Source organism: Flavobacterium sp. LC2016-12, assembly GCF_015351595.1.
In the GTDB taxonomy this organism is placed as follows: domain Bacteria; phylum Bacteroidota; class Bacteroidia; order Flavobacteriales; family Flavobacteriaceae; genus Flavobacterium.
Map to the genome: position 1 here is coordinate 39,510 of NZ_JADKPT010000007.1, position 21,669 is coordinate 61,178.

Genomic DNA, 21,669 nt, shown 5'->3' on the forward strand with positions numbered 1-21,669 from the left:
AAAATGTATTTTTTTTTACTTCTGGTCACTTTTATTTTCCTATTTTCGTCTCTCTTAAAACATCTAAAAACCAAAATAGTTTTAAGGTTAAAAACCATGAAGAATATACTTCTACTTTTTCTTATTTCATTTCCTGTTTTTAATTACGCACAATCATCAAAAGAAATACTTGATTTTAAAATTGGATATTCTCCTCAAACATCTTACAAACAAGTTGTTGAACAATCTTCAGACACAGAATTACTTTATATAGCTTCTGATGAACTACTGGAAAAACTAAAAAGTAATGGTATCGAAAATCCGACTTTAGCAAAAAGTATAACTATAATAGAATCTGCTTTTAAAACGGGCAAAATAGAAAAAGACGGAAATTTTCCTGTGGTTATAGAATTTCTTAAAACTACTAATTCAGAAAATAAAGTTATTATCCCCAATGGAACTCTTATTTATGGTAGGGCGTCAGTTTCAACAATGCCAAAATTAGACTCAGTTGTTTCAAAAGAATTGGACGAAACATTCAAAAAAAATCTGCTTCAAACAGTTCAAAGTATGTTTTCGCAGATTGCATTGCCGGAGAAAAAAATGAAGATTGGAGAATCATTTACGCAAGTAACTCCTCTTACGATTCCGCTTCCTGGAAATTCTATTGATATGGAAATTACCACAATTTACAAATTAGTCAATATGACAAATCAAATTGCCAATTTTGATATTGATCAAAAGTACGTTGCAAAAATAGCCTTTGATGAAGGAAAATTTAATATAAATGCCGATGGAAACGGAAACGGAAAGTTAGTTTATGATATTCCCAACCATTTTGCTACGAAATTTGTTTTAGATATTGGACTTAATTTTGAAGTAAAACAAGATTTGTTTACTCTCAAGTTAAAATCTAATAGTGGGTTTAATCAGGCCGTTCAAATCATCAAAAATTAAATAAAAAAAGGCATAAGAGTTTAAACCTTATGCCTTTTGTTTATAATGAAAACTAAAAATTATCTTGAATAATTTGGAGCTTCTTTTGTAATAGTTACGTTGTGTGGGTGACTTTCCGTAATTCCGCTTGACGTGATTCTAACAAAACGTCCTGTTTCTTGTAAAGTTGGAATATCTTTTGAACCACAGTATCCCATTCCGGCACGAAGACCACCAATGAATTGTAGCATACTTTCGTTTAATTCACCTTTGTAAGGAACACGACCCACAATTCCTTCCGGAACTAATTTTTTAACATCGTCTTCAACGTCCTGGAAATAACGGTCTTTTGAACCTGTTTGCATTGCTTCAACAGAACCCATTCCACGGTATGATTTGAATTTTCTTCCTTCAAAAATGATAGTTTCACCTGGAGATTCTTTTGTTCCTGCTAATAATGAACCTAACATCACACAGTCAGCACCTGCAGCGATCGCTTTAGGAATATCTCCTGTGTAACGAATTCCACCATCAGCAATAACTGGAACTCCGGTTCCTTTAATCGCGGCAGCAACTTCTAATACTGCTGAAAATTGAGGAAAACCTACACCGGCAACAATACGGGTTGTACAAATAGAACCAGGTCCGATTCCAACTTTAACACCGTCAGCACCATTGGCTACTAAATATTTAGCTGCTTCAGGAGTTGCAATGTTTCCAACAATTACATCTATTTGTGGGAATTTTGATTTTACTTCTTTTAATGTATTTACAACGCCTTCAGTATGTCCGTGAGCAGTATCAATAATAATAGCATCAACACCTGCAGCAACTAGTGCAGCAGCTCTTTCGACAGCATCACCAGTAACTCCAATTGCAGCAGCAACTCTTAAACGTCCGTAAACGTCTTTGTTTGCGATTGGTTTTTGAGTCAATTTTGTGATATCTCTGAAAGTAATTAAACCAACCAATTCATTTTTAGCATTTACAACTGGTAGTTTTTCGATTTTGTGACCTTGTAAAACTACTTCTGCCTGTTCTAATGAAGTTCCTTCGGCAACAGTAACTAAGTTAGTACTTGTCATTACCTCAGCAATTGGTCTTGCACCGTTTTTCTCGAAACGCAAGTCACGATTCGTAACAATACCTTTTAGGATTTTGTTTTCGTCAACGATTGGAATACCACCTATTCCGAATTCTTTCATTGCATTTTTTGCATCTGCAATTGTCGAAGTCATTGGTAATGTTACCGGATCGATAATCATTCCGGACTCTGCACGCTTTACTTTTCTAACCTTTCCAGCTTGTTGCTCGATGGTCATGTTTTTATGTAAAACACCAATTCCGCCTTCCTGCGCCATAGCGATTGCCATTGCACTTTCGGTTACTGTATCCATAGCTGCAGATACAATTGGAACGTTTAGTGTTATGTTTCTTGAAAATTTTGATTTGATACTCACTTCGCGGGGAAGCACATTCGAGTAGTTAGGTACTAATAATACATCATCGTAAGTTAAACCTTCGCCGATGATCTTGGAGTTGTGTGCTATCATGTTGCAATTTCTAGTTGAATTGCGTGCAAATATAGTGAATAAATTGGAAACAAGAATACTAACTTATTCTTAATTTTTTTGAACCATATAAGTTCATCGAAGTTATATAAGTTTTTGCGTATAATTCATATCGGCGTATTTTTTTAAATCATATAAGAAATAGGGCTTCCTGGATGTTTTCTTAACCATATAAGTTATAAGTTTTTGCGCATAATTTAATCCGCGTTTTTTTTAAAATCATATAAGAAATGATGTCTCTTATATTATATGATCGCTATCTTATCACGCAACAAAATAAAATGAACTTATATTACGTATATGGTGAAAAAGAAAAAACTAATCTTGTGATTCAGGGACAATAAAATTGATTCCGAATTGAAACGCCAGGCTATTCGCCTTTGAGACATCTCGATATTCCAGAACATTGTCGACGAGAGCATAAATATTGACCTTCCCGATCGTTCCGGAAAGTCCCAGACCAATGTTTTTGCTTGAATAAGAATCTAATGTATAAGTAGTCTTGAAATCTAATTTTTCAAAAATGCTTCTTCTATAAAAAGCCGTAAAAGCTATAAAAGGCTCATTTGGCATAGTCATAGCAAATAGTTGGCCTCCAATTGCATTAGCATATCTTCTTTTGTCGGATGGTTTGCAGTTGCACTCCTCGTCTGATCTGGACTCTCCAAAAGAATATTGAACAGATGAATACAATTTGGTCGGGCGCCAGGTAGTGTATTTGTTATAAAGCGTATCACGTGGAATTGCTTTTTCGAAATCATCAAAAACATCTTCAGGATCATTTGTAAATTCAAAAATAGGATTTGCACCCTCGTATCTGTAATTTCCTTTGTAGGTAATAGTTTCAATGTCTTTAGATTGATTTACAAATCCGAGATCGATAATACTTGCTGTAAACTGTAGATTTTCTCTGAAGTAATATGTAAATCCTACATCAAGCCCCAAACCTAAACTACCATTAAAAAAGGTGTTATGTGCAATATCTTTAGCAACATTTCCATCATATTCATCTTTGGTAAATTTAGCAATTCCAGATGTTTTAAGTTCCAGATTTGACGAGATTACTTGTGTATAAAGATTAGGAGTACCCGGAATTTGAGTTGTATAAATAAATCCTGAATTTCGTGTAGACGTCGCATTTGCACCACTTGAATACAACTTGGCACGACCTCCTAAAACAAATTTTTCATTTAGTTTTTTATGAAAACCAACATGAAGAACTGAAAGTACTTCGGCCCTTACATTGATATCAGCCAAATCAAATGATTTACCGACATAATCTTTGTTTCCGTATAAGGAAAATATCGCAGGATCCTTTGGAACGTACATCAAAAAATCAAATTCCTGATAGGCTCCAAATGAAATATAAGACTGACTGTCTTCTCCTCCAACTCTAAATCCTCCTGAAAATAATTCTAGTTGTTCATTGACCTGAGCTTTGTCTTTGTTAGATGAGTTGTTTACAATATTTCGGACTTTATCATTAAAATCTACCCCATTATTGGCAAATAAATCATAAGCCGAAAAACTGCTTGAACCAACGTTAGCCGAAATTCCAGATAAAACAGGAATACCGAAATAGTATTTATACGAAACATCAGCACCAGGATTGACCAATGAGGATTGTGGAATCGATGTAAAATTATACAAGAGTTGTCTGTTTTGACTAAAACAAACAAACTGTAGTGACAGCATTAAAATTAGGTACGCTTTCCTCATTCGATCACCATATAAACGTTTGCACTTGAGCGAAATTTCAAATTTCCAGTACTGTTTTCGTCTAATGGCGGTCCAGACTGCATTCCGATAATAAACTTCAATTTGACCGTCTGTTTTAAAAGATCTAATCTTTCATTTTCATAAACTTCTGTCGGAATTTTTATAACATTAGAACCACCTGAATAAGCCGGAACCGAATAGAAATTGGTTTCAAGTGTTTGATCATTAGCATCTAAAAGCTGCAGCTCGATTCTAAAAGCTCTAACTATAGTATTATCAACTTCAAAATCGAATTCGGTTTTTACGAGATTATCTCTAAAAAACTCATCCTTAAAAGCATCAAAACCCTGAACATCAGATATTACCTGTGGCGATCCATCATTTACCAATTGAGTTGCCCGAACATTAAAATAAGCCAGATTAGCTACAAATACAGGTTCCAGCTTAAGATCTTTGGTCTGATCAAAATCTAAATCACTTGAGCACGAAAAAAACAGGAATGCAAAAACTAAAATTTTAGGAATTCTATTTAGGATGTTTGCTTTCATAACTACTCTATTAGATAGTCCGTAATAACACTGTTTTGCAAATGGTTATTACATATAAATAATAAATGTACTACTTTTTAATGAAATTTACCGAACAATTTTGACGCTTCATTATAAGCACTTTCAAAACTTAAAGAATTAAGGCCGGTTGTTTTTTTATTGGCTGTAAAATAAGATATTAGTTTTTCTGTAGGCATATTTCCTGTCAGTTTATCGGTTGCCATTGGACAGCCTCCAAATCCCTGAATAGCTCCGTCAAAACGTGTACAACCTGCTTTTGAAGCGGCATCTATTTTTTCGAACCAACTGTCTGGTGTTGTATGTAAATGTGCCCCAAATTCGATTTGAGGGTATTTAGGAATTAAATTAGAAAAAAGATAAGTTATCACTTCCGGAGTAGAACTTCCTACGGTATCAGAAAGTGATAGTATTTTCACGCCCATTTTTGAAAGTTTTTCGGTCCACTCTCCTACTATTTCAACATTCCACGGATCTCCGTACGGGTTTCCAAATCCCATTGAAAGATAGGTTACAACTGCTTTGTTTTTCTTATCGGCAATTTCAAGAATTTCTTCCAGTGTAATTAATGATTCAGCAATCGTTTTATGGGTGTTTCGCATTTGAAAATTCTCTGAAATAGAAAAAGGAAATCCCAAATACTGAATAGCTTCGTGTTCTGAAGCTGCTGCCGCTCCTTGTGTATTGGCAATTATCGCCAGTAATTTGCTTGTAGTTTTAGAAAGATCAAGCTGCGCCAAAACCTCAGCAGTATCCTGCATTTGCGGAATTGCTTTTGGAGAAACAAAACTTCCAAAATCAATGGTATCAAAGCCTACTCGAAGCAGCGACTGTATGTACGAAACCTTATTTTTTGTCGGAATAAAAGTTTTGATACCTTGCATGGCATCTCGCGGACATTCGATAATCTTGATTTCTTTATTCAAAGCTTATTCTTTTGTGAAGGCTAAGTTAGCTTCTTTTTTAAAGAAATAAAAGTTATAATTTTCATTAATTGAAATATTACTCAATACTGTAATAAATTGAAATATTACGGATAATCGTAATAATTAATAATATTACCAAAAAGTGTAATAATTAAAAAATATACTATATATTTGTAATATAAAACTTTATTTATTTTTAATTATATTTGAATTATGACTAGTGTAATTACAGGTGATATAATTGATTCAAGAAAGCAAAAATCAAAAGACTGGGTAGAAGGTTTGAAAAAAATCTTATCTCCGTTTGGCGAAACACCAAGCCAATGGGAAGTCTATCGGGGAGATGAATTTCAAATTGAAATACAAAATCCTGAAGAAGCCTTATTATCTGCTATTCTCATAAAAGCACATTTACGTTCTATAAAATTAGATGCGCGAATGAGCATTGGTTTTGGAAACAAAACACATAATGCTGAAAAAATATCAGAAAGCAATGGATCTGCTTTTATACATTCCGGGGAACTTTTTGAAACTTTAAAAAAACAAAAAGTAACTTTAGCAATGCGAACCGGTGATACTATTCTGGATGAAAAAGTGAATTTGATGCTACAGCTGGCTTTGACCTTTATGGATAGTTGGCTGGTACAATCTGCTGAATTTGTTGCTGCGGCTATAGAAAACCCAACCTTTTCTCAGGAAGAATTAGGACAAAAACTAGGCATTAACCAAGCTGCCGTGAGCCGTAGACAAAAACGTGCCCAATTTGATTTAGTTATGAATTTAGATCGTTATTTTAGAACACAAATAAAACAACTTACAGCCCCATGATTTTATTTATAAAACTACTGTTAGCCCATTTATTAGGCGATTTTATCTGGCAGCCAACTTCGTGGGTAACCGATAAAGAAATTAAAAAGCATAAAAGTGTTTTCTTATACCTTCACATATTAATTCATGGCGTGTTGGCTGCAATTTTGGTTTGGGAAATCAACTTTATACCTTATGCCGTTTTAATAGCCGTTACACACGGAATTATTGATCTCATCAAATTAAATTTTCAGCAACCAAAAACAAAACGCAGCTGGTTTGTTGCAGATCAAATTGCGCATGTTTTAATTTTAATTGGGATCGTACTTCTGTATGAAAACAAAGCCATTATTTATTTCTGGCAGAATAATGAGTTTTGGATTTTATTGACCGGAATTTTATTTGTTACCAAACCCTCTTCCATTATCATCAAAACCATCATATCAATCTGGAGTCCTGAAAATGAAAATACACACGCAGACAATTCACTTGCCAATGCAGGAAATTACATTGGCATTTTAGAACGATTATTTGTGTTCTGTTTTATCCTAACAGGACATTTTGAAGCAATCGGTTTTTTATTGGCTGCCAAATCTATTTTTAGATTTGGTGATTTAAAAGAGGCCAAAGACCGAAAATTGACTGAATACGTTTTAATTGGTACTCTAATCAGTTTTGGAATTGCGATAGTAACAGGTCTTGTTGTTCAGGCACTAATTTTACAATCCCTTTAAAACCTTTTTATTGATTGCTTTGATCAAAGCCGGACCTTCATAAATAAAACCAGTATACAATTGTATTAAGCTTGCACCTGCATTTAATTTCTCAATCGCATCATCGGCAGAATGTATTCCTCCTACTCCAATAATTGGGAATGCTTTATTGCTTTTTTCAGAAAGAAAACGAATTACTTCAGTAGAGCGTTTCGTTAATGGTTTTCCTGACAAACCTCCCATTTCAGATTGATTTTGAGACTGCAAACCATCTCTTGAAATCGTCGTATTTGTTGCAATTACACCCGCAATCTGTGTTGTTTTTACAATGTCAATGATATCTAATAATTGTTCGTCTGTTAAGTCCGGAGCGATTTTTAAAAGAATTGGTTTTATTTTTTGAGTGCTTGTTTTTTGCTTTTCTACATTTCTATTTTGAAGGGTTTGCAATAAAGCCGTAAGCGGTTCTTTATCCTGTAAAGCCCTTAAGTTTGGTGTATTTGGAGAACTCACGTTCACTACAAAATAATCTACATGATCAAACAACGCATCAAAACAAATGATATAATCGTCAACGGCATTTTCGTTTGGAGTCACTTTGTTTTTTCCGATGTTTCCACCAATCAAAACACCTGAGTTCTTTTTCAAACGTTCTACAGCTTCCAGAACTCCTCCATTATTAAACCCCATTCGGTTAATAATCGCCTGATCTTCTTTTAAACGAAACAAACGTTTTTTTGGATTTCCTTCCTGACCAACCGGAGTTACAGTTCCAATTTCAATAAAACCAAAACCAAAGTCTGAAAGTTCTTTATATAATTTAGCATCTTTATCAAATCCTGCAGCCAATCCAACTGGGTTTTTGAATTTAATTCCGAAAACTTCACGTTCTAAACGGCTGTCTTTTACTTCGTAAATTGCTTTTATAATTGATGAAACTCCTGGGATTTTTGAAATGAATTTAACAAATGAAAAAGTAAAATAATGTACTTCTTCAGGATCAAAACAAAAAAGTATCGGGCGAATTATCAATTTATACATAAGAGTTGTTGTGTTATTTTTCGGATGCAAATTTAATTATAATACTTGAAAGAGGCTATTTTTATATAAAACAAATTAATAAGCGTTTTCAAGTCAAATCACAAACCAAAATATCATGAGTCAAAATTAATTTTAACGTTGCAAGTTATAAAATGAAACAACCTCAAGTCTTCCAACCGACTTTTAAAGGTTATTTATTACTTAATTTTGAGATATTTAATGATGAAAGCTTAATTTAAGATAAATAAATGTGTCACTAATAGAAAATCAAAATGTTTGCTAAAAATATTTATTTAAAAAAAAATCTTGAGTTGACCTTTCTTTTATGCTTTTCAATTCTTCTTTCCAATAAAATTACGGCTCAGGAAAGTGAAGAAAAAGAAATTTTCAAACCACATCATCAAATTGGAATATCTATTAATCATGTTCATGTTTTTGAAGGAATAGATGATGATGGCAATAAAGAAGTTCTGGCATTACCAGCCTGGGGAATTGATTATACATACCATCTCAGTCAAAAATGGGCAATTGGACTCCATACAGACTTTATAATCGAAAAATTTAAAGTTGAAAAAGATCTGGAAAGTGGTGAAGATAAAGAAACCGTCGAACGAAGCTACCCTATTGCACCCGCTGTAATGGGTATTTACAAATTAAATGAGCACTGGAGCTTTTTATTGGGAATGGGAGGTGAATTTGCCAAAGAAGAAGATTACCTGCTCACTCGTGCAGGAGCCGAATATGGATATGAATTACCAAAAGGATGGGAAATTTTCGGAACTTTTAGTTATGATATAAAATGGAGTGCTTATGACAGTTGGGGAATTGGACTGGGAATTGCAAAAAATTTTGGAGGAAGATAAATCGGAGTTTAATATCAAAAAATAATTTTTCGAATTACAAAACAAATTCAAAGTATGTCTCGTATCAAAAAAACTATTTCCCTAAATAAAATCTTTATTTCAACTGTCTTTCTAATACTAATTAGTAGTTCAGGATGGACACAACAAATAAAAGACACAACCAAACTGATAAACGTCAGCTATGGTAATAAGGGAATAGAATTAAGAACCAAAGATGACAAATTTCTTTTTCAATTACAAAGCAGACTCCAATTTCGTTTTTCTACTCCCTATGATTCCGACCCACTAACCTATGATGATTATAGTCAGGATGCTCAGACCACTTTCAAGATAAACCGTGCCAGATTAAAAATTGGCGGTCATGCTTTTGAACCCTGGCTTAAATATTATTGGGAATATGAATTAAGTCAGTCCAATTTGCTTGATTTTAGAATTATGATCGAAAAATGGGATTGGATGAGTTTTAAAGTAGGCCAATGGAAAACGGAATTTACCCGTGAACGCTTTATCAGTAGTGGAGAACAACAAATGGTAGAACGTTCTTTAATTAACCGGCCATTTACCGTTGATCGTCAGCTGGGAGTTGAAGTTTACGGCCATTTAAAAGGAAAAGGGATCGCCGATTTTAATTATTGGGCAGCTGCTCTAACAGGAACAGGACGAGGAAGCACGGCAAATGACGATAATAATTTAATGTACTTTGGAAGAGCACAATGGAACTTTTTAGGAAGGTTTCTTGAATTTGAAGGAAGCGATTTAGAATTTCATAAAAAACCAACTCCAATTATTGCCTTTTCTGCAGTTACTAACCGAAGTCCGTATACGCGCTTTTCACAAGCAGGCGGAGGATCTTTAGACGGTTATGAAAATGGTTTACCAGGTCAATATCGAGTAAATCAATGGAATCTAGAAAGTGCATTTATGTATCGAGGTTTTTCCTGGCAAAGTGAATGGCATACTAAAGAAATCATTGATAAATTAAACAATAATGAAACCACTACTTTGAAAGGTTATTACGTTCAGGCGGGTTATTTTTTTCATAATGCCTTTGATTGGTGGCCAAAACATTTAGAAATGGCTGGTAGACATGCCGCCTATCGTCCTGACAATTCGATCAGACAAAATTTACAAGATGAAACAACTGTTGCTTTTAACTGGTTTTTTAAAGGCCATAAAAACAAGCTCACATCAGAGTTTAGTTATTTCAGTTTCCAGGATAAAACCCTGCCCTTAGAAGAAGGTTGGCGTTTTAGAATTCAATGGGATATTTCATTATAACAGTAAAAAAGCACTACTCAAAAGAGTTACAACATTTGTAATCAACAATTTAGACAATAAAAACAAAAATGATTTTTAATTTTACTTAATTATTCTTGTTTTTTTTTAATAATTTTAATATTCATAAAACACTGAAAATGAAAAGTATAAAAAAGACTCTTAGAAAAACGGCACTTATGTGCTTAGTGGGATCATTTTTTTTGATTTCAATTGATAGTATGGCGCAACATCGTGGTGGTGGTGGCGGCGCGCATAGAGGCGGTGGAGCACAAGCAAGACCAGCCAGACCTGCAACTCATTCTAGCCCATCTGTATCCAGACCTGCGACGCACAATTCTGGCATTAAAAAACCAAGCGCAACAACCAGACCCGGATCTAGCGGCTCAGGAGTTAGCAGACCTGGGAATAACAATAATAAAGTTACCAGACCATCAACCTCAAACTCTAAAATTGCTGGTAACAAAACAACTAACAATAGAAATTCGAACAACAATAACAGAGTTGGTAATAAAAACACCAACATTAGCGGCAACACGGTTAATAGAAACAGAAATAACGTAAATATTAATGTGAACAACAGTGTGCATGTTCGTAATAACAGAAATACCATTGTAAGACCCGGCCCAAGACCTTACGTTCGCCCTCCTTACAGATATGGAGGTTACAGATACAATTGTTATCATCCGTATTATCCTCGCCCTTACAGACCGTTTTATTGGGGACCAGTTTGGCATCCATGGGGATTCTTTGTTGCTACTTTAGCAGTGACAGCTATCGTGGTAAGTGTAGAAAGCACTCAATATCATTACGATCAGGGAGTTTGGTATACCGGAACAAGCGGAGGTTATACTGCAGTACCGGCACCAGTTGGCGGAACAGTAAATAACATTCCGAGTGGTGCTGAAACCGTTAATACAGGAACCGTCAATAATTATTATTACGGAGGAACATATTATGAAAAAGATGGAGGCTCTTATAAAGTAGTCGCTCCAACAGCAGGAACATTAGTAGATAATTTACCCGAAGGTGGTGAAGAAGTTACAATAGGAGATGCCAAATACGTAAAATTTGGAGAAACATACTACCAACCTGTCCAGGTTGATGGTAAAGACAAATACGAAGTGGTTAATGTTGAGAAAGATAGTTAAAATCACACTAACCTTATCAAATAAATAGAGTTTGATAAGGTTATTTTTTTAACTTTACTTTTTATTACTGACAACCAGATTAAAACTATTATAATGAAAAATAAGACCTACTGGATTTTTGCGATACTAACAATCTCCATTATTTCAATCGCCTATGGCTATACGAAGCTAGTTGTTCCAAAACAAAAATTGGCTGCAATGGATTGTGCCGAAACTCCAAATGCAGATACTGCTTCCTTGTTTAAACCTACCATTGAAAACAAAAACAAACCTACCGGCAAAGCCCCTAAAGGAATGGTTTGGATTCCTGGTGGTGAATTTTCTATGGGAAGTAATGTTGAAGACGAAAGTTTATGCAGCATAAAAGGTGTAACTAAAGATGCAGCACCAATACACAGAGTTTATGTTGATGGTTATTATATGGATCAAACCGAAGTTACCAATGACCAATTTGAAGCTTTTGTTAAAGCAACGGGTTATGTAACATTGGCCGAAAAAGCACCAACACATGAAGAATATCCTGATGCTCCATTAGAAAATTTAGTTGCGGGATCAGCAGTCTTTACTCCTACTCCGGCAAAAGTAGATCTGAACAATTATATGCAATGGTGGAGCTATGCAAAAGGTGCCGACTGGAGACATCCGGAAGGAGCCGGAAGTTCTATAAAAGGAAGAGGAAATTATCCTGTTGTTCAGGTTTCATATGATGATGCAGCTGCCTACGCAAAATGGGCAGGCAAAAGATTACCAACCGAAGCCGAATGGGAATTTGCTGCTCGCGGTGGAAAAACCGGAGAACTTTATGCCTGGGGAAATAACTTAAAACCTAAAGGAAAATTTCAGGCCAATATTTATCAGGGACATTTCCCTATCGAAAAAGGTGATACAGGAGAAGATGGTTACATTGGTATAGCACCAACGGCTCAATTTGAACCAAATGGATATGGCTTGTATGATATTGGAGGAAATGTTTGGGAATGGACAAATGATTGGTATACAGCCGACTATTATTCCATTTTAAGCGAAAGCGGTAAAGTAACTAAAAACCCAAAAGGTGCTGAAACGCCTTATGATCCGGGAGAACCAGATTTACCTAAAAAAGTACAACGTGGAGGATCATTTTTATGTACAGACCAATATTGTACACGATATATGGTAGGAACAAGAGGAAAAGGAGATTATAAATCACCAGCAAATCATATTGGTTTTAGATGTGTCCAATAATTTTTTCAGCACAAATTACACGAATTTAACTAATTAAGCTTAAAAAAATCCAATTTCATGAAAAATGTAATTCGTGAAATTGGATTTTCTATTTAAATTAGCTAGTATCAATTCGTGACTCGAGCAATAGCGACAGGCGAAGCAATTCGAGGCAAACTCTTTTATCTTTAAAACGCCTAAATAATTGTTTATATTTGCTAAAAAAACAAACAAATGCAGCATATCATAGATCGATTTATCAGTTATGTAACGATTGATACAGAATCGGACCCAAATTCGCAAACTACACCTAGTACTGAAAAACAATGGAATCTTGCCAATAAATTAGTCGAAGAACTAAAAACAATTGGTCTTGAAGACGTCACTATAGATAACAAAGCCTATATCATGGCTACTTTACCAAGTAATGTTGATCATGAAGTACCAACTATTGGTTTTGTTTCACATTTTGATACTTCGCCGGATTTTAGCGGAGCGAATGTAAAACCTCAAATTATTGAGAATTACGACGGAAAAGACATCATCTTAAACGCAGAGAAAAACATCGTTCTTTCTCCAAATTACTTCAAAGATTTATTACAATATAAAGGTCAAACCATCATTACTACTGACGGAACAACTTTGCTTGGTGCCGATGATAAAGCCGGAATTACAGAGATTGTTTCGGCAATGGAATATCTTGTGCAGCATCCTGAAATCAAACACGGGAAAATCAGAATTGGATTTACCCCAGATGAGGAAATCGGACGCGGTGCGCATCATTTTGATGTGGAGAAATTTGGTGCTCAATGGGCTTATACCATGGATGGGAGCCAGATTGGCGAATTAGAATATGAAAATTTTAATGCAGCTGGTGCCAAAATTACTTTCAAAGGAAAAAGCGTTCATCCTGGTTATGCCAAAGGAAAAATGATCAACTCGATGTTAATTGCTAATGACTTTATCAATGAACTTCCGAAAGGAGAAACTCCGCAGGAAACGAAAGGCTACGAAGGATTTTTCCACGTTCACCATTTAACTGGAAGTATTGAAGAAACCGTTTTGGAATTGATTATCCGCGATCATAACAAAATAAAATTTGAAAAAAGAAAAGATTTAATTGGGAAAATTGCCAAAAAAATCAATAAAAAATACGCGAAACAATTTGGAGAAGATATTGTAATTGCCCAAGTAAAGGATCAATATTACAATATGAAGGAAAAAGTACTTCCGGTAAAACATATTGTTGATATTGCCGAAAAAGCAATGAGAGAATTAGACATCAAACCAATCATTAAACCTATTCGTGGCGGAACGGACGGATCTCAATTATCATTTATGGGATTACCTTGTCCGAATATTTTTGCCGGCGGTCATAACTTTCATGGAAAATACGAATATGTTCCAGCAGAAAGTATCCAGAAAGCGACAGATGTAATTGTAAAAATTGCAGAATTAACGGCGATTCCTGGCATTTTTGATGTAGCTGAAAAATCTAAAAGAAAAAAAATAATTGGAACCGACTTCTGATAAAAAAAACATTTGGAACAGTAACCATTTATGGGAAGAAGAGTTACTTCTTCTTAAATCTATTATTGACAAAACTGAACTGGAAGAAACTATAAAATGGGGAGGCCCCGTTTATGTTTACAACAAGAAAAATGTTATCGGAATTGGAGGTTTTAAAGAGTATTTTACGATTTGGTTTTTCAATGGTGTTTTTCTGAAAGATGAAAAAAAGAAATTAATCAACGCTCAGGAAGACAAAACTAAATCACTGCGCCAATGGCGATTTACTTCAAAAGAAGAAGTAAATGAGAAAGAAGTACTGGAATATATTTTAGAAGCTATTGAGAACGAAAAGCAAGGAAAAATCATAAAACCTTCAAAGAAAGAAACAATCGTTTCTGAATTATTGCTAAAGGAAATGGATCAAAATCCGGCTTTAGCGGAAGCTTTCCAAAAATTCAGCCCGTATAAACAATATGAGTTTTTAGAATATATTGAAACTGCCAAACAAGAGAAAACTAAATTAACGAGAATCGAGAAAGTGATTCCGATGATATTAGGGAATGTTGGATTGAATGATAAATACAGGTAAAGAATTAAATTCCAATATTTTAAATTCCAAATACCAACCTTATATGACCTTTGTCAAAGTTTAAAACTTTGACAAAGGTTTTTTTCTTTACGTAAGTATTGGGCAAAAAAAATCCCAAATTCCATAATTGGAATTTGGGATTTAAATTTTATTGGAATTTAAAAAGCGTTAAGCTTTTTTCAAAGCAGCACTCATTTCCATAGAAATTGCTGAACGCTCAATTTTTAATTTTCCAGACATAGTTTCGATAATGGCACTTGTTTCAGCAAGGTCAACAATTTTACCGTGAAAACCACTTTTAGTAATTATTTTATCACCTACTTTTAGGCCGCTTTCAAATTCTTTTTCGTTTTTTGCTCTTTTTTGTTGTGGTCTAATCATGAAGAAATACAACACTACAAACATTAGTAAATAAGGAGCAAATTTCATTAAATCTTGCATAGTATTCAGGTTTTATTTTTGTTATTAATATTTAATTTATTCTTGGAATTTGGCTCTTCGACTCCGCTCAGAGTGACATCTCAATTGGAATTTGGAATTTTATTAGATTGGAATTTCTTTTAAAATTTTACATCAAACCTCTACCCACTTTTACCATCTTCTTATTAGCAGTTAACTCTTTAACAAGGTTATCTAAAATTCCGTTGATAAAAATACTACTTTTTGGAGTAGAATATTCTTTAGCAATTTCTAAATATTCGTTAAGCGTAACTTTTACTGGAATTGATGGGAATTTCAAAAATTCGCAAATAGCCATTTTTAAAATAATAGTATCGATTTCAGCAATTCTTTCACTATCCCAGTTTGGCGTTTTATCATCGTATTCTTTTGCTAAAATCGATTCGTTTAAAACTGTTCTTCTGAACAAATCTTTAGCAAAATCTTTATCTTCAACATCTTTGTACAATTTTGGTACTCTAAAATCGTCCGGATCTTCTGTTTTGATTGCTTTTAATTGTTTTACGATATGTGTATTTACAACCGGAATATCATCAACCCAAGTTAACTTATCATCTTCTAAATACTCATATAATTTTTCATTCGGAACAATTACATCGGCAAACAAATCAATTATAAACTGTCTGTCTTCTTCAAAAGTATTTGTAGTGTTTGACATGTATTTTGCATACACTTCACTTGATTTGATATCATTTAAAAGCAACAAAATATAATCATCATTCAATGACCAGTTATTGATTTTACGATTTTCTAAAGCGATGCTAAGGGAATTACTTTCAGCTAGTAGTTGAAAAATTTTGTTTTTGATGAATTTTTCATTCGGGTTACGTTCTGCAGCAGTTGCAAGATGTTTTTTGCTTGAAAGATGTAAAAAAACAGATTCTTTTTTGCAAATTTCAATCAATGAAGAAAGCATTATAAGATATAAGTCCTGAATATTATCAATGCTATAAAAAAGAAACTTCTCTTCTTTTTCCATATTATCAGAACCGCTTTGATGCATTGCATAAATGGATTGCATTACTTTAACGCGTATGTGTCTTCTATTTACCACCTTGTAAGAACATTTAAAAATTAGTTTGCAAAAATAAGAATTTCACAGTTCATAATAAAATTAATTCGTGAAAAAGTCTTTATTTTTAGTATTCAATGGTCAGTTTTTAAGTGATCCGTTTCAGCATACACATAAAAAAATCTCAGAATACAATTTGACTTGTAGACTGAGACTTTAAACTTAAGAGTGAACACTAAAAAAATGAACACTGAATACTAATTATTTAGAAGCGTTTTCAATTTTTCTCAAATCAATACGATTTTGAGCAATTGTAAGGGCCGCTTTATGCGTTGTAATTCCGTTTTTCACAGCATAATCGATAATTTCTAAAGTAGTGTTATAGATATTTTCAGTTTTAGTCATGATTTCCGCTTTACCGTAGTTTGCTAATTCAGCATAAACATTGATGATTCCACCAGCATTGATTAAGAAATCCGGAGCATATAAAATGCCTCTTTCCTGTAATCTTGCACCGTGAACATTCTCATCAGCTAACTGATTGTTGGCTGCACCAGCAATAACTTTAGCTTTAATTTTGTTTACTGTTTTATCGTTGATAGTAGCTCCCATTGCACATGGCGCGTAGATATCAACATCAGCACTATACAAATCTTCACCAGTATAAATGGTAGCGTTGTATTTTTGTGCTACTTCGTATAATTTTTCTTCGTTGATATCAGCAATAGTTACGATTGCTCCTTCTTTAGTCAAATATTCAACCAAAGCTTCTCCAACGTGACCAATTCCCTGAACCAAAACTTTCTTACCGTCTAAAACGTCAGAACCAAACTGGCTTTTTGCAGCCGCTTTCATTCCTAAATAAACACCGTAAGCTGTTACAGGAGAAGGGTTTCCAGAACCACCTCTTTCTTCAGAGATTCCAGTAACATAAGGCGTTACGTCTCTAACAGTATCCATGTCTTTAGTTTCCATTCCAACATCCTCAGCAGTAATATATCTTCCGCTTAAAGAGTGAACAAATTCACCAAACTTACGCATCAATTCTGGTGTTTTTTGCGTTTTAGCATCACCAATAATTACTGCTTTACCACCACCAATATTTAGTCCGGTGATAGCAGATTTATATGTCATCCCTCTTGAAAGACGTAAAACATCATTCAGAGCTTCCCATTCAGTATTATAATTCCACATTCTGGTACCTCCCAAAGCTGGCCCCATAACTGAGTTATGAATACCAATAATTGCTTTTAAACCTGTATCTTTGTCATTGCAAAATACAATTTGTTCGTGATCGTCAAAAGATAATTGACCAAAAACAGGATCCATTTTTTGAAGTTCCTTTCCAGTTGCGAAAGTTGCATCCATAGCGCTAGTTGTTTATTAGTTAAAATTATGAATTTGTCAAAAAGACATCTCAAACATAATTAAAAAATACACATGTGCTAATTTTTTATCTTTAAAATAACAATTTTACAATAGATTTGCTTTGAATAAATGATATCTTTAATTACTTTTTATTGAATATAATTTACAATTCCAAAACATTTCAACATTGAATCTCTTAAAAAAATGAAAGAATTAAGCTATTTAAACAAATATTTCATCAAATATAAATACAGTTTTTCGCTAGGAATTTTAATCACCATAATCGCACAAATTTTTTCCCTGTTTACTCCAAAGCTTATTAGCAAGTCTTTAAACGCAATTGAAAAGTTTGATAAATTGCCTGAAACACAACAAGCTTCGCAGGTAATAATCGATTCTTATCGTCAGGATTTAATTCATAACGTACTGCTAATCATAGCCACTACAATTGTCGCAGGTTTTCTAACTTTCCTAATGCGCCAAACTTTAATCGTAATGTCGCGTCATATTGAATTTGATCTGAAAAATGAAGTTTTTAAGCAGTATGAAAATCTTTCTCAGAATTTCTACAAGCAAAACCGTACCGGAGATTTAATGAATCGTATTAGCGAAGATGTTTCAAAAGTTCGTATGTACGTTGGCCCGGCTGTAATGTATACAATCAATACCTTTATTCGTTTTGCCATCGTTATTATATATATGTATAATGTTTCGCCTTTGTTGACACTTTATACTATTTTGCCATTACCGATACTTTCGTATTGTATTTTTAAACTGAGTTCAGAAATCAACAAAAGAAGTACCACTTTTCAACAATATTTATCTAAAGTTTCCAGTTTCTCTCAGGAGATATTCTCCGGAATTCGCGTTATTAAAGCCTATTCATTAGAAAATCAACACCAAAATAATATGGTGGCCCTTGCTGACGAAAGCAAAAAGAAAAGTTTGGATTTAGCCAAAGTACAATCACTATTTGGTCCTTTGATGATTGCCCTGATCGGAATTAGTAATTTGGTTGTGATTTATTTTGGAGGTGTAATGTACATTAACGGAACAATCCCAAATATTGGTACGATTGCCGAATTCATATTATACGTAAATATGTTAACCTGGCCGGTAGCTTCTTTAGGATGGGTTTCATCAATGGTTCAGGAGGCAGAAGCTTCTCAGAAACGTTTGAACGAATTTTTAAAAATTGAACCGGAAATCAAAAACAATAATGAAAATTCATCCGATATTCAGGGTTCAATAGCTTTTGAAAATGTGAGTTATACTTATGAAGACACTAATATTGAAGCGCTGAAAAATGTAACTTTCACGGTTAAAAAAGGAGAAACATTAGCCATTTTAGGGAAAACCGGTTCTGGAAAATCAACTATTTTATCTTTGATTTCCCGTTTGTATGATGTTACCGAAGGAAGAATCACAATTGATCAAAATGAAATCAGTACTTTGAACTTAAATGATCTTCGAAACAACATCGGAATTGTACCGCAGGATGCTTTTTTATTCTCAGATACCATTAAAAATAACATCAAATTTGGTAATCAGAATGCGACTGATGAAGAAGTTATGGAAGCAGCAAAAAGTGCTGTGGTTCACGATAATATTATTGCGTTTAATAAACAATATGACACTGTTTTAGGAGAAAGAGGAATCACACTTTCGGGCGGGCAAAAGCAGCGTGTATCTATTGCGAGAGCCATTATTAAGAATCCGGCTATTTTACTTTTTGATGATTGTCTGTCTGCAGTCGATACCGAAACTGAAGAAACTATTTTGAATAATCTGTTCGAAATTTGCAAAGATAAAACCACAATTATTGTCAGCCACAGGGTTTCATCTGCTAAAAATGCGGACAAAATTATCATTCTGGAAGATGGTAAAATTATTCAACAAGGTTCTCATAATCAATTAATAAATCAGGAAGGTTATTACGCATCTTTATATTTAAAACAACTTTCGGAAAAAGAATTACTTTAATTGTTGTGTAATAGATAATTTTTTATGATTTTTGAGTACTATTAATTCCAAAAATGATAGAACGTATTATGAGAGAAAATGACATGTTAGAAAAAGAAGAGATCTTTTCTAAAGTATTACGAGCAGGGAGAAGAACTTATTTCTTTGATGTAAGAGCTACTAAAGCTGACGATTATTATATCACAATTACTGAAAGTAAAAAATTTACTGAAGAAGATGGTTCTTTTCATTTTAAAAAACACAAAATTTACTTGTACAAAGAAGATTTTGGAGCTTTTGCCGAAATACTAGAAGAAATGACTTCATACGTCTTGAACCACAAAGGCGAGGAAGTAATCTCTGAAAGACACCAAAAAGATTTTAAAAAAGAATACGGTTCTGACAAACCTGAAGGACAAAGATCTAGCTTTACTGATATTGATTTTGATGATATTTAGTCCCCAATAAACTTTTTAAAAAGTACGAGTCCAATTTGTCCTGCATTTTGGACTTTTTTTTATTTTAGATTGCAGATTTTAGATTTTTTACTCAAAACTCTTAACCTATTACTTCTAACTCTTAACTTCCAAAAAAAATGAAAAAGATATTCTTTTTACTTAGTATTCTTTTTATTGGAATTTCGTCTTTTGCCCAAAAAGCAGAATATGAAACTAAAACCAACATTCAATATTACAACGCAGCAACCAATAAATCTGACTCTTACATAAACGAAAGATGTGTTTTGGATATTTATTATCCAAAAAACACTAAAAATTTCGCAACAATAGTTTGGTTTCACGGCGGCGGATTGACAGGTGGAAGCAAAGAAATTCCGGAAGCTTTAAAAAATAAAGGTTTTGCCATAATTGGAGTAAACTATAGATTATCACCAAAAGTTAAAGCTGTAAAATGTATTGAAGATGCGGCCGCAGCAATAGCCTGGGCTTTCAATAATATTGCAGGTTATGGTGGTGACACTTCTCAAATTTTTGTTTCCGGACATTCTGCAGGTGCCTATTTGGCTTTGATGAATGGCTTAGATAAGAAATGGCTTCAAAAAGAAGGAATTGATGCTAATAAAATTGCTGGTCTTATTCCGCTTAGTTCACAATGCATTACGCATTTTGAAATTAGAAGAGAAAATGGAATTCCGGAAAAACAACCCACAATCGATGCTTTTGCACCTCTTTATCATGTTCGTGCCGATGCTCCTCCTCTATTATTAATTACAGGAGATCGCGAATTAGAAATGTTAGGCCGCTATGAAGAAAACGCTTATATGGAACGTATGATGAAGTTGGTTGGACACAAAGAAACCAAACTTTATGAACTAGACGGTTATGGTCACGGAATGACAGAACCTGGTTTTCCGCTACTGGTAAACGAAGTAAACCGAATTATAAAAGAAAAACAAACTAAAAAATAATTTAAATAAAATCCACGGCAATGGAAACAAACTTATTAATACTACCCGGACTGGGAAATTCCGGTGACAAGCACTGGCAGACCTTTTGGCATAAAAAATTCGAAAACTCAATTCGTTTAGTTCAGGACAATTGGGATGAACCTGTTCGCGAAGAATGGCTGGCAAGATTAAATGAGGAAATCGCTAAACTCAATCAACCCACCATTCTTGTGGCACATAGCTTAGCCGTTTCATTAGTATTGCATTGGGCAGAAACTAATACAAACAAAAACATTGTTGGTGCCTTATTAGTCGCACCTGCTGATGTTGACTCACCTCAACATACACCTGAATGCACACGAAATTTTTCTCCAATTCCAACTTCAAAATTACCTTTTCCCTCCATTGTTGTTGCAAGCGAAAATGATCCTTACGCTTCATTTGAAAGAAAACAATATTTAGCTGAAAAATGGGGAAGTGATTTTGTAAACGTTGGTCAAAAAGGGCATATTAACTCTGATTCTGATTTAAAATATTGGGAAGAAGGACAATTGATATTGCATCAATTAATTGAAAAAATAGACATATAATTTAACCGCAAAGTTCGCAAAG

Annotated in this window: 21 protein-coding genes; 13 read left to right on the plus strand and 8 right to left on the minus strand. The window is 34.0% G+C overall.

Annotation, left to right across the window (positions count from 1 at the left end; all coding sequences use genetic code 11):
* Nucleotides 1-96 precede the first annotated feature (96 nt).
* Nucleotides 97-936: a hypothetical protein gene (locus IRZ99_RS12765; protein ID WP_194657630.1), complete on the plus strand. Its 840-nt coding sequence runs from the start codon at nucleotides 97-99 to the stop codon at nucleotides 934-936.
* Nucleotides 937-995: 59 nt separating this feature from the next.
* On the opposite strand, the gene guaB is transcribed toward IRZ99_RS12765, so the two are convergent.
* From guaB to IRZ99_RS12785, 4 genes are all read right to left on the minus strand, one after another.
* On the minus strand, nucleotides 996-2,468 hold the full coding sequence (guaB, locus tag IRZ99_RS12770) for an IMP dehydrogenase (RefSeq protein ID WP_072975780.1): 1,473 nt from the start codon (nucleotides 2,466-2,468) through the stop codon (nucleotides 996-998).
* A gap of 336 nt (nucleotides 2,469-2,804) precedes the next feature.
* Nucleotides 2,805-4,136 carry a DUF5723 family protein gene (locus tag IRZ99_RS12775; protein ID WP_370527663.1) on the minus strand — a complete coding sequence of 444 codons (1,332 nt, stop codon included), beginning with the start codon at nucleotides 4,134-4,136 and terminating at the stop codon, nucleotides 2,805-2,807.
* A 65-nt stretch (nucleotides 4,137-4,201) separates the two neighbouring features.
* Complete coding sequence (locus IRZ99_RS12780) at nucleotides 4,202-4,753, minus strand: hypothetical protein (protein WP_194657632.1); 552 nt, start codon at nucleotides 4,751-4,753, stop codon at nucleotides 4,202-4,204.
* Between the two features lie 77 nt (nucleotides 4,754-4,830).
* Nucleotides 4,831-5,697 carry a hydroxymethylglutaryl-CoA lyase gene (locus IRZ99_RS12785; RefSeq protein ID WP_194657633.1) on the minus strand — a complete coding sequence of 289 codons (867 nt, stop codon included), beginning with the start codon at nucleotides 5,695-5,697 and terminating at the stop codon, nucleotides 4,831-4,833.
* 213 nt (nucleotides 5,698-5,910) lie between these two features.
* On the opposite strand from IRZ99_RS12785, the gene IRZ99_RS12790 reads away from it, so the two are divergent.
* Nucleotides 5,911-6,525, plus strand: a complete 615-nt coding sequence (locus IRZ99_RS12790; protein WP_194657634.1) for a SatD family protein — start codon at nucleotides 5,911-5,913, stop codon at nucleotides 6,523-6,525.
* The gene (locus tag IRZ99_RS12795) at nucleotides 6,522-7,238 is read left to right on the plus strand and encodes a DUF3307 domain-containing protein (RefSeq protein WP_194657635.1); all 717 of its coding nucleotides are present in this window, start codon (nucleotides 6,522-6,524) and stop codon (nucleotides 7,236-7,238) included. The genes IRZ99_RS12790 and IRZ99_RS12795 overlap by 4 nt, the downstream gene beginning before the upstream one ends.
* On the opposite strand, the gene IRZ99_RS12800 is transcribed toward IRZ99_RS12795, so the two are convergent.
* On the minus strand, nucleotides 7,224-8,258 hold the full coding sequence (locus IRZ99_RS12800; protein WP_194657636.1) for a quinone-dependent dihydroorotate dehydrogenase: 1,035 nt from the start codon (nucleotides 8,256-8,258) through the stop codon (nucleotides 7,224-7,226). The two genes, IRZ99_RS12795 and IRZ99_RS12800, sit on opposite strands and share 15 nt — an antisense overlap.
* A 272-nt stretch (nucleotides 8,259-8,530) precedes the next feature.
* On the opposite strand from IRZ99_RS12800, the gene IRZ99_RS12805 reads away from it, so the two are divergent.
* The 6 genes from IRZ99_RS12805 (at nucleotide 8,531) to IRZ99_RS12830 (ending at nucleotide 14,851) form a co-directional block, all read left to right on the plus strand.
* Nucleotides 8,531-9,121, plus strand: a complete 591-nt coding sequence (locus IRZ99_RS12805; RefSeq protein WP_194657637.1) for a hypothetical protein — start codon at nucleotides 8,531-8,533, stop codon at nucleotides 9,119-9,121.
* A gap of 54 nt (nucleotides 9,122-9,175) precedes the next feature.
* Complete coding sequence (locus IRZ99_RS12810; protein WP_194657638.1) at nucleotides 9,176-10,399, plus strand: OprO/OprP family phosphate-selective porin; 1,224 nt, start codon at nucleotides 9,176-9,178, stop codon at nucleotides 10,397-10,399.
* Between the two features lie 137 nt (nucleotides 10,400-10,536).
* On the plus strand, nucleotides 10,537-11,547 hold the full coding sequence (locus IRZ99_RS12815) for a DUF6515 family protein (protein ID WP_194657639.1): 1,011 nt from the start codon (nucleotides 10,537-10,539) through the stop codon (nucleotides 11,545-11,547).
* A gap of 93 nt (nucleotides 11,548-11,640) precedes the next feature.
* Complete coding sequence (locus tag IRZ99_RS12820; RefSeq protein WP_194657640.1) at nucleotides 11,641-12,771, plus strand: formylglycine-generating enzyme family protein; 1,131 nt, start codon at nucleotides 11,641-11,643, stop codon at nucleotides 12,769-12,771.
* A 213-nt stretch (nucleotides 12,772-12,984) separates the two neighbouring features.
* A complete protein-coding gene (pepT, locus tag IRZ99_RS12825; protein ID WP_194657641.1) occupies nucleotides 12,985-14,280 on the plus strand; it encodes a peptidase T in 1,296 nt (431 codons plus the stop codon).
* Complete coding sequence (locus IRZ99_RS12830) at nucleotides 14,264-14,851, plus strand: YdeI family protein (RefSeq protein ID WP_194657642.1); 588 nt, start codon at nucleotides 14,264-14,266, stop codon at nucleotides 14,849-14,851. The genes pepT and IRZ99_RS12830 overlap by 17 nt, the downstream gene beginning before the upstream one ends.
* A 168-nt stretch (nucleotides 14,852-15,019) precedes the next feature.
* On the opposite strand, the gene yajC is transcribed toward IRZ99_RS12830, so the two are convergent.
* From yajC to IRZ99_RS12845, 3 genes are all read right to left on the minus strand, one after another.
* Entirely contained in the window at nucleotides 15,020-15,292 is a 273-nt protein-coding gene (gene yajC, locus IRZ99_RS12835) for a preprotein translocase subunit YajC (protein WP_194657643.1), read from the minus strand.
* Between the two features lie 127 nt (nucleotides 15,293-15,419).
* Nucleotides 15,420-16,331 carry a transcription antitermination factor NusB gene (gene nusB / locus IRZ99_RS12840; protein ID WP_194657644.1) on the minus strand — a complete coding sequence of 304 codons (912 nt, stop codon included), beginning with the start codon at nucleotides 16,329-16,331 and terminating at the stop codon, nucleotides 15,420-15,422.
* Nucleotides 16,332-16,583: 252 nt separating this feature from the next.
* Nucleotides 16,584-17,690: a Glu/Leu/Phe/Val dehydrogenase gene (locus tag IRZ99_RS12845; RefSeq protein ID WP_305069333.1), complete on the minus strand. Its 1,107-nt coding sequence runs from the start codon at nucleotides 17,688-17,690 to the stop codon at nucleotides 16,584-16,586.
* Nucleotides 17,691-17,894: 204 nt separating this feature from the next.
* Here IRZ99_RS12845 and IRZ99_RS12850 point away from each other — a divergent pair, with 204 nt between their 5' ends.
* From IRZ99_RS12850 to IRZ99_RS12865, 4 genes are all read left to right on the plus strand, one after another.
* Nucleotides 17,895-19,673: an ABC transporter ATP-binding protein gene (locus IRZ99_RS12850; protein WP_194657645.1), complete on the plus strand. Its 1,779-nt coding sequence runs from the start codon at nucleotides 17,895-17,897 to the stop codon at nucleotides 19,671-19,673.
* 68 nt (nucleotides 19,674-19,741) lie between these two features.
* A complete protein-coding gene (locus IRZ99_RS12855) occupies nucleotides 19,742-20,110 on the plus strand; it encodes a PUR family DNA/RNA-binding protein (protein ID WP_026981839.1) in 369 nt (122 codons plus the stop codon).
* A gap of 137 nt (nucleotides 20,111-20,247) precedes the next feature.
* On the plus strand, nucleotides 20,248-21,078 hold the full coding sequence (locus IRZ99_RS12860; protein WP_194657646.1) for an alpha/beta hydrolase: 831 nt from the start codon (nucleotides 20,248-20,250) through the stop codon (nucleotides 21,076-21,078).
* Between the two features lie 20 nt (nucleotides 21,079-21,098).
* A complete protein-coding gene (locus IRZ99_RS12865) occupies nucleotides 21,099-21,647 on the plus strand; it encodes an alpha/beta hydrolase (protein ID WP_194657647.1) in 549 nt (182 codons plus the stop codon).
* Nucleotides 21,648-21,669 lie beyond the last annotated feature (22 nt).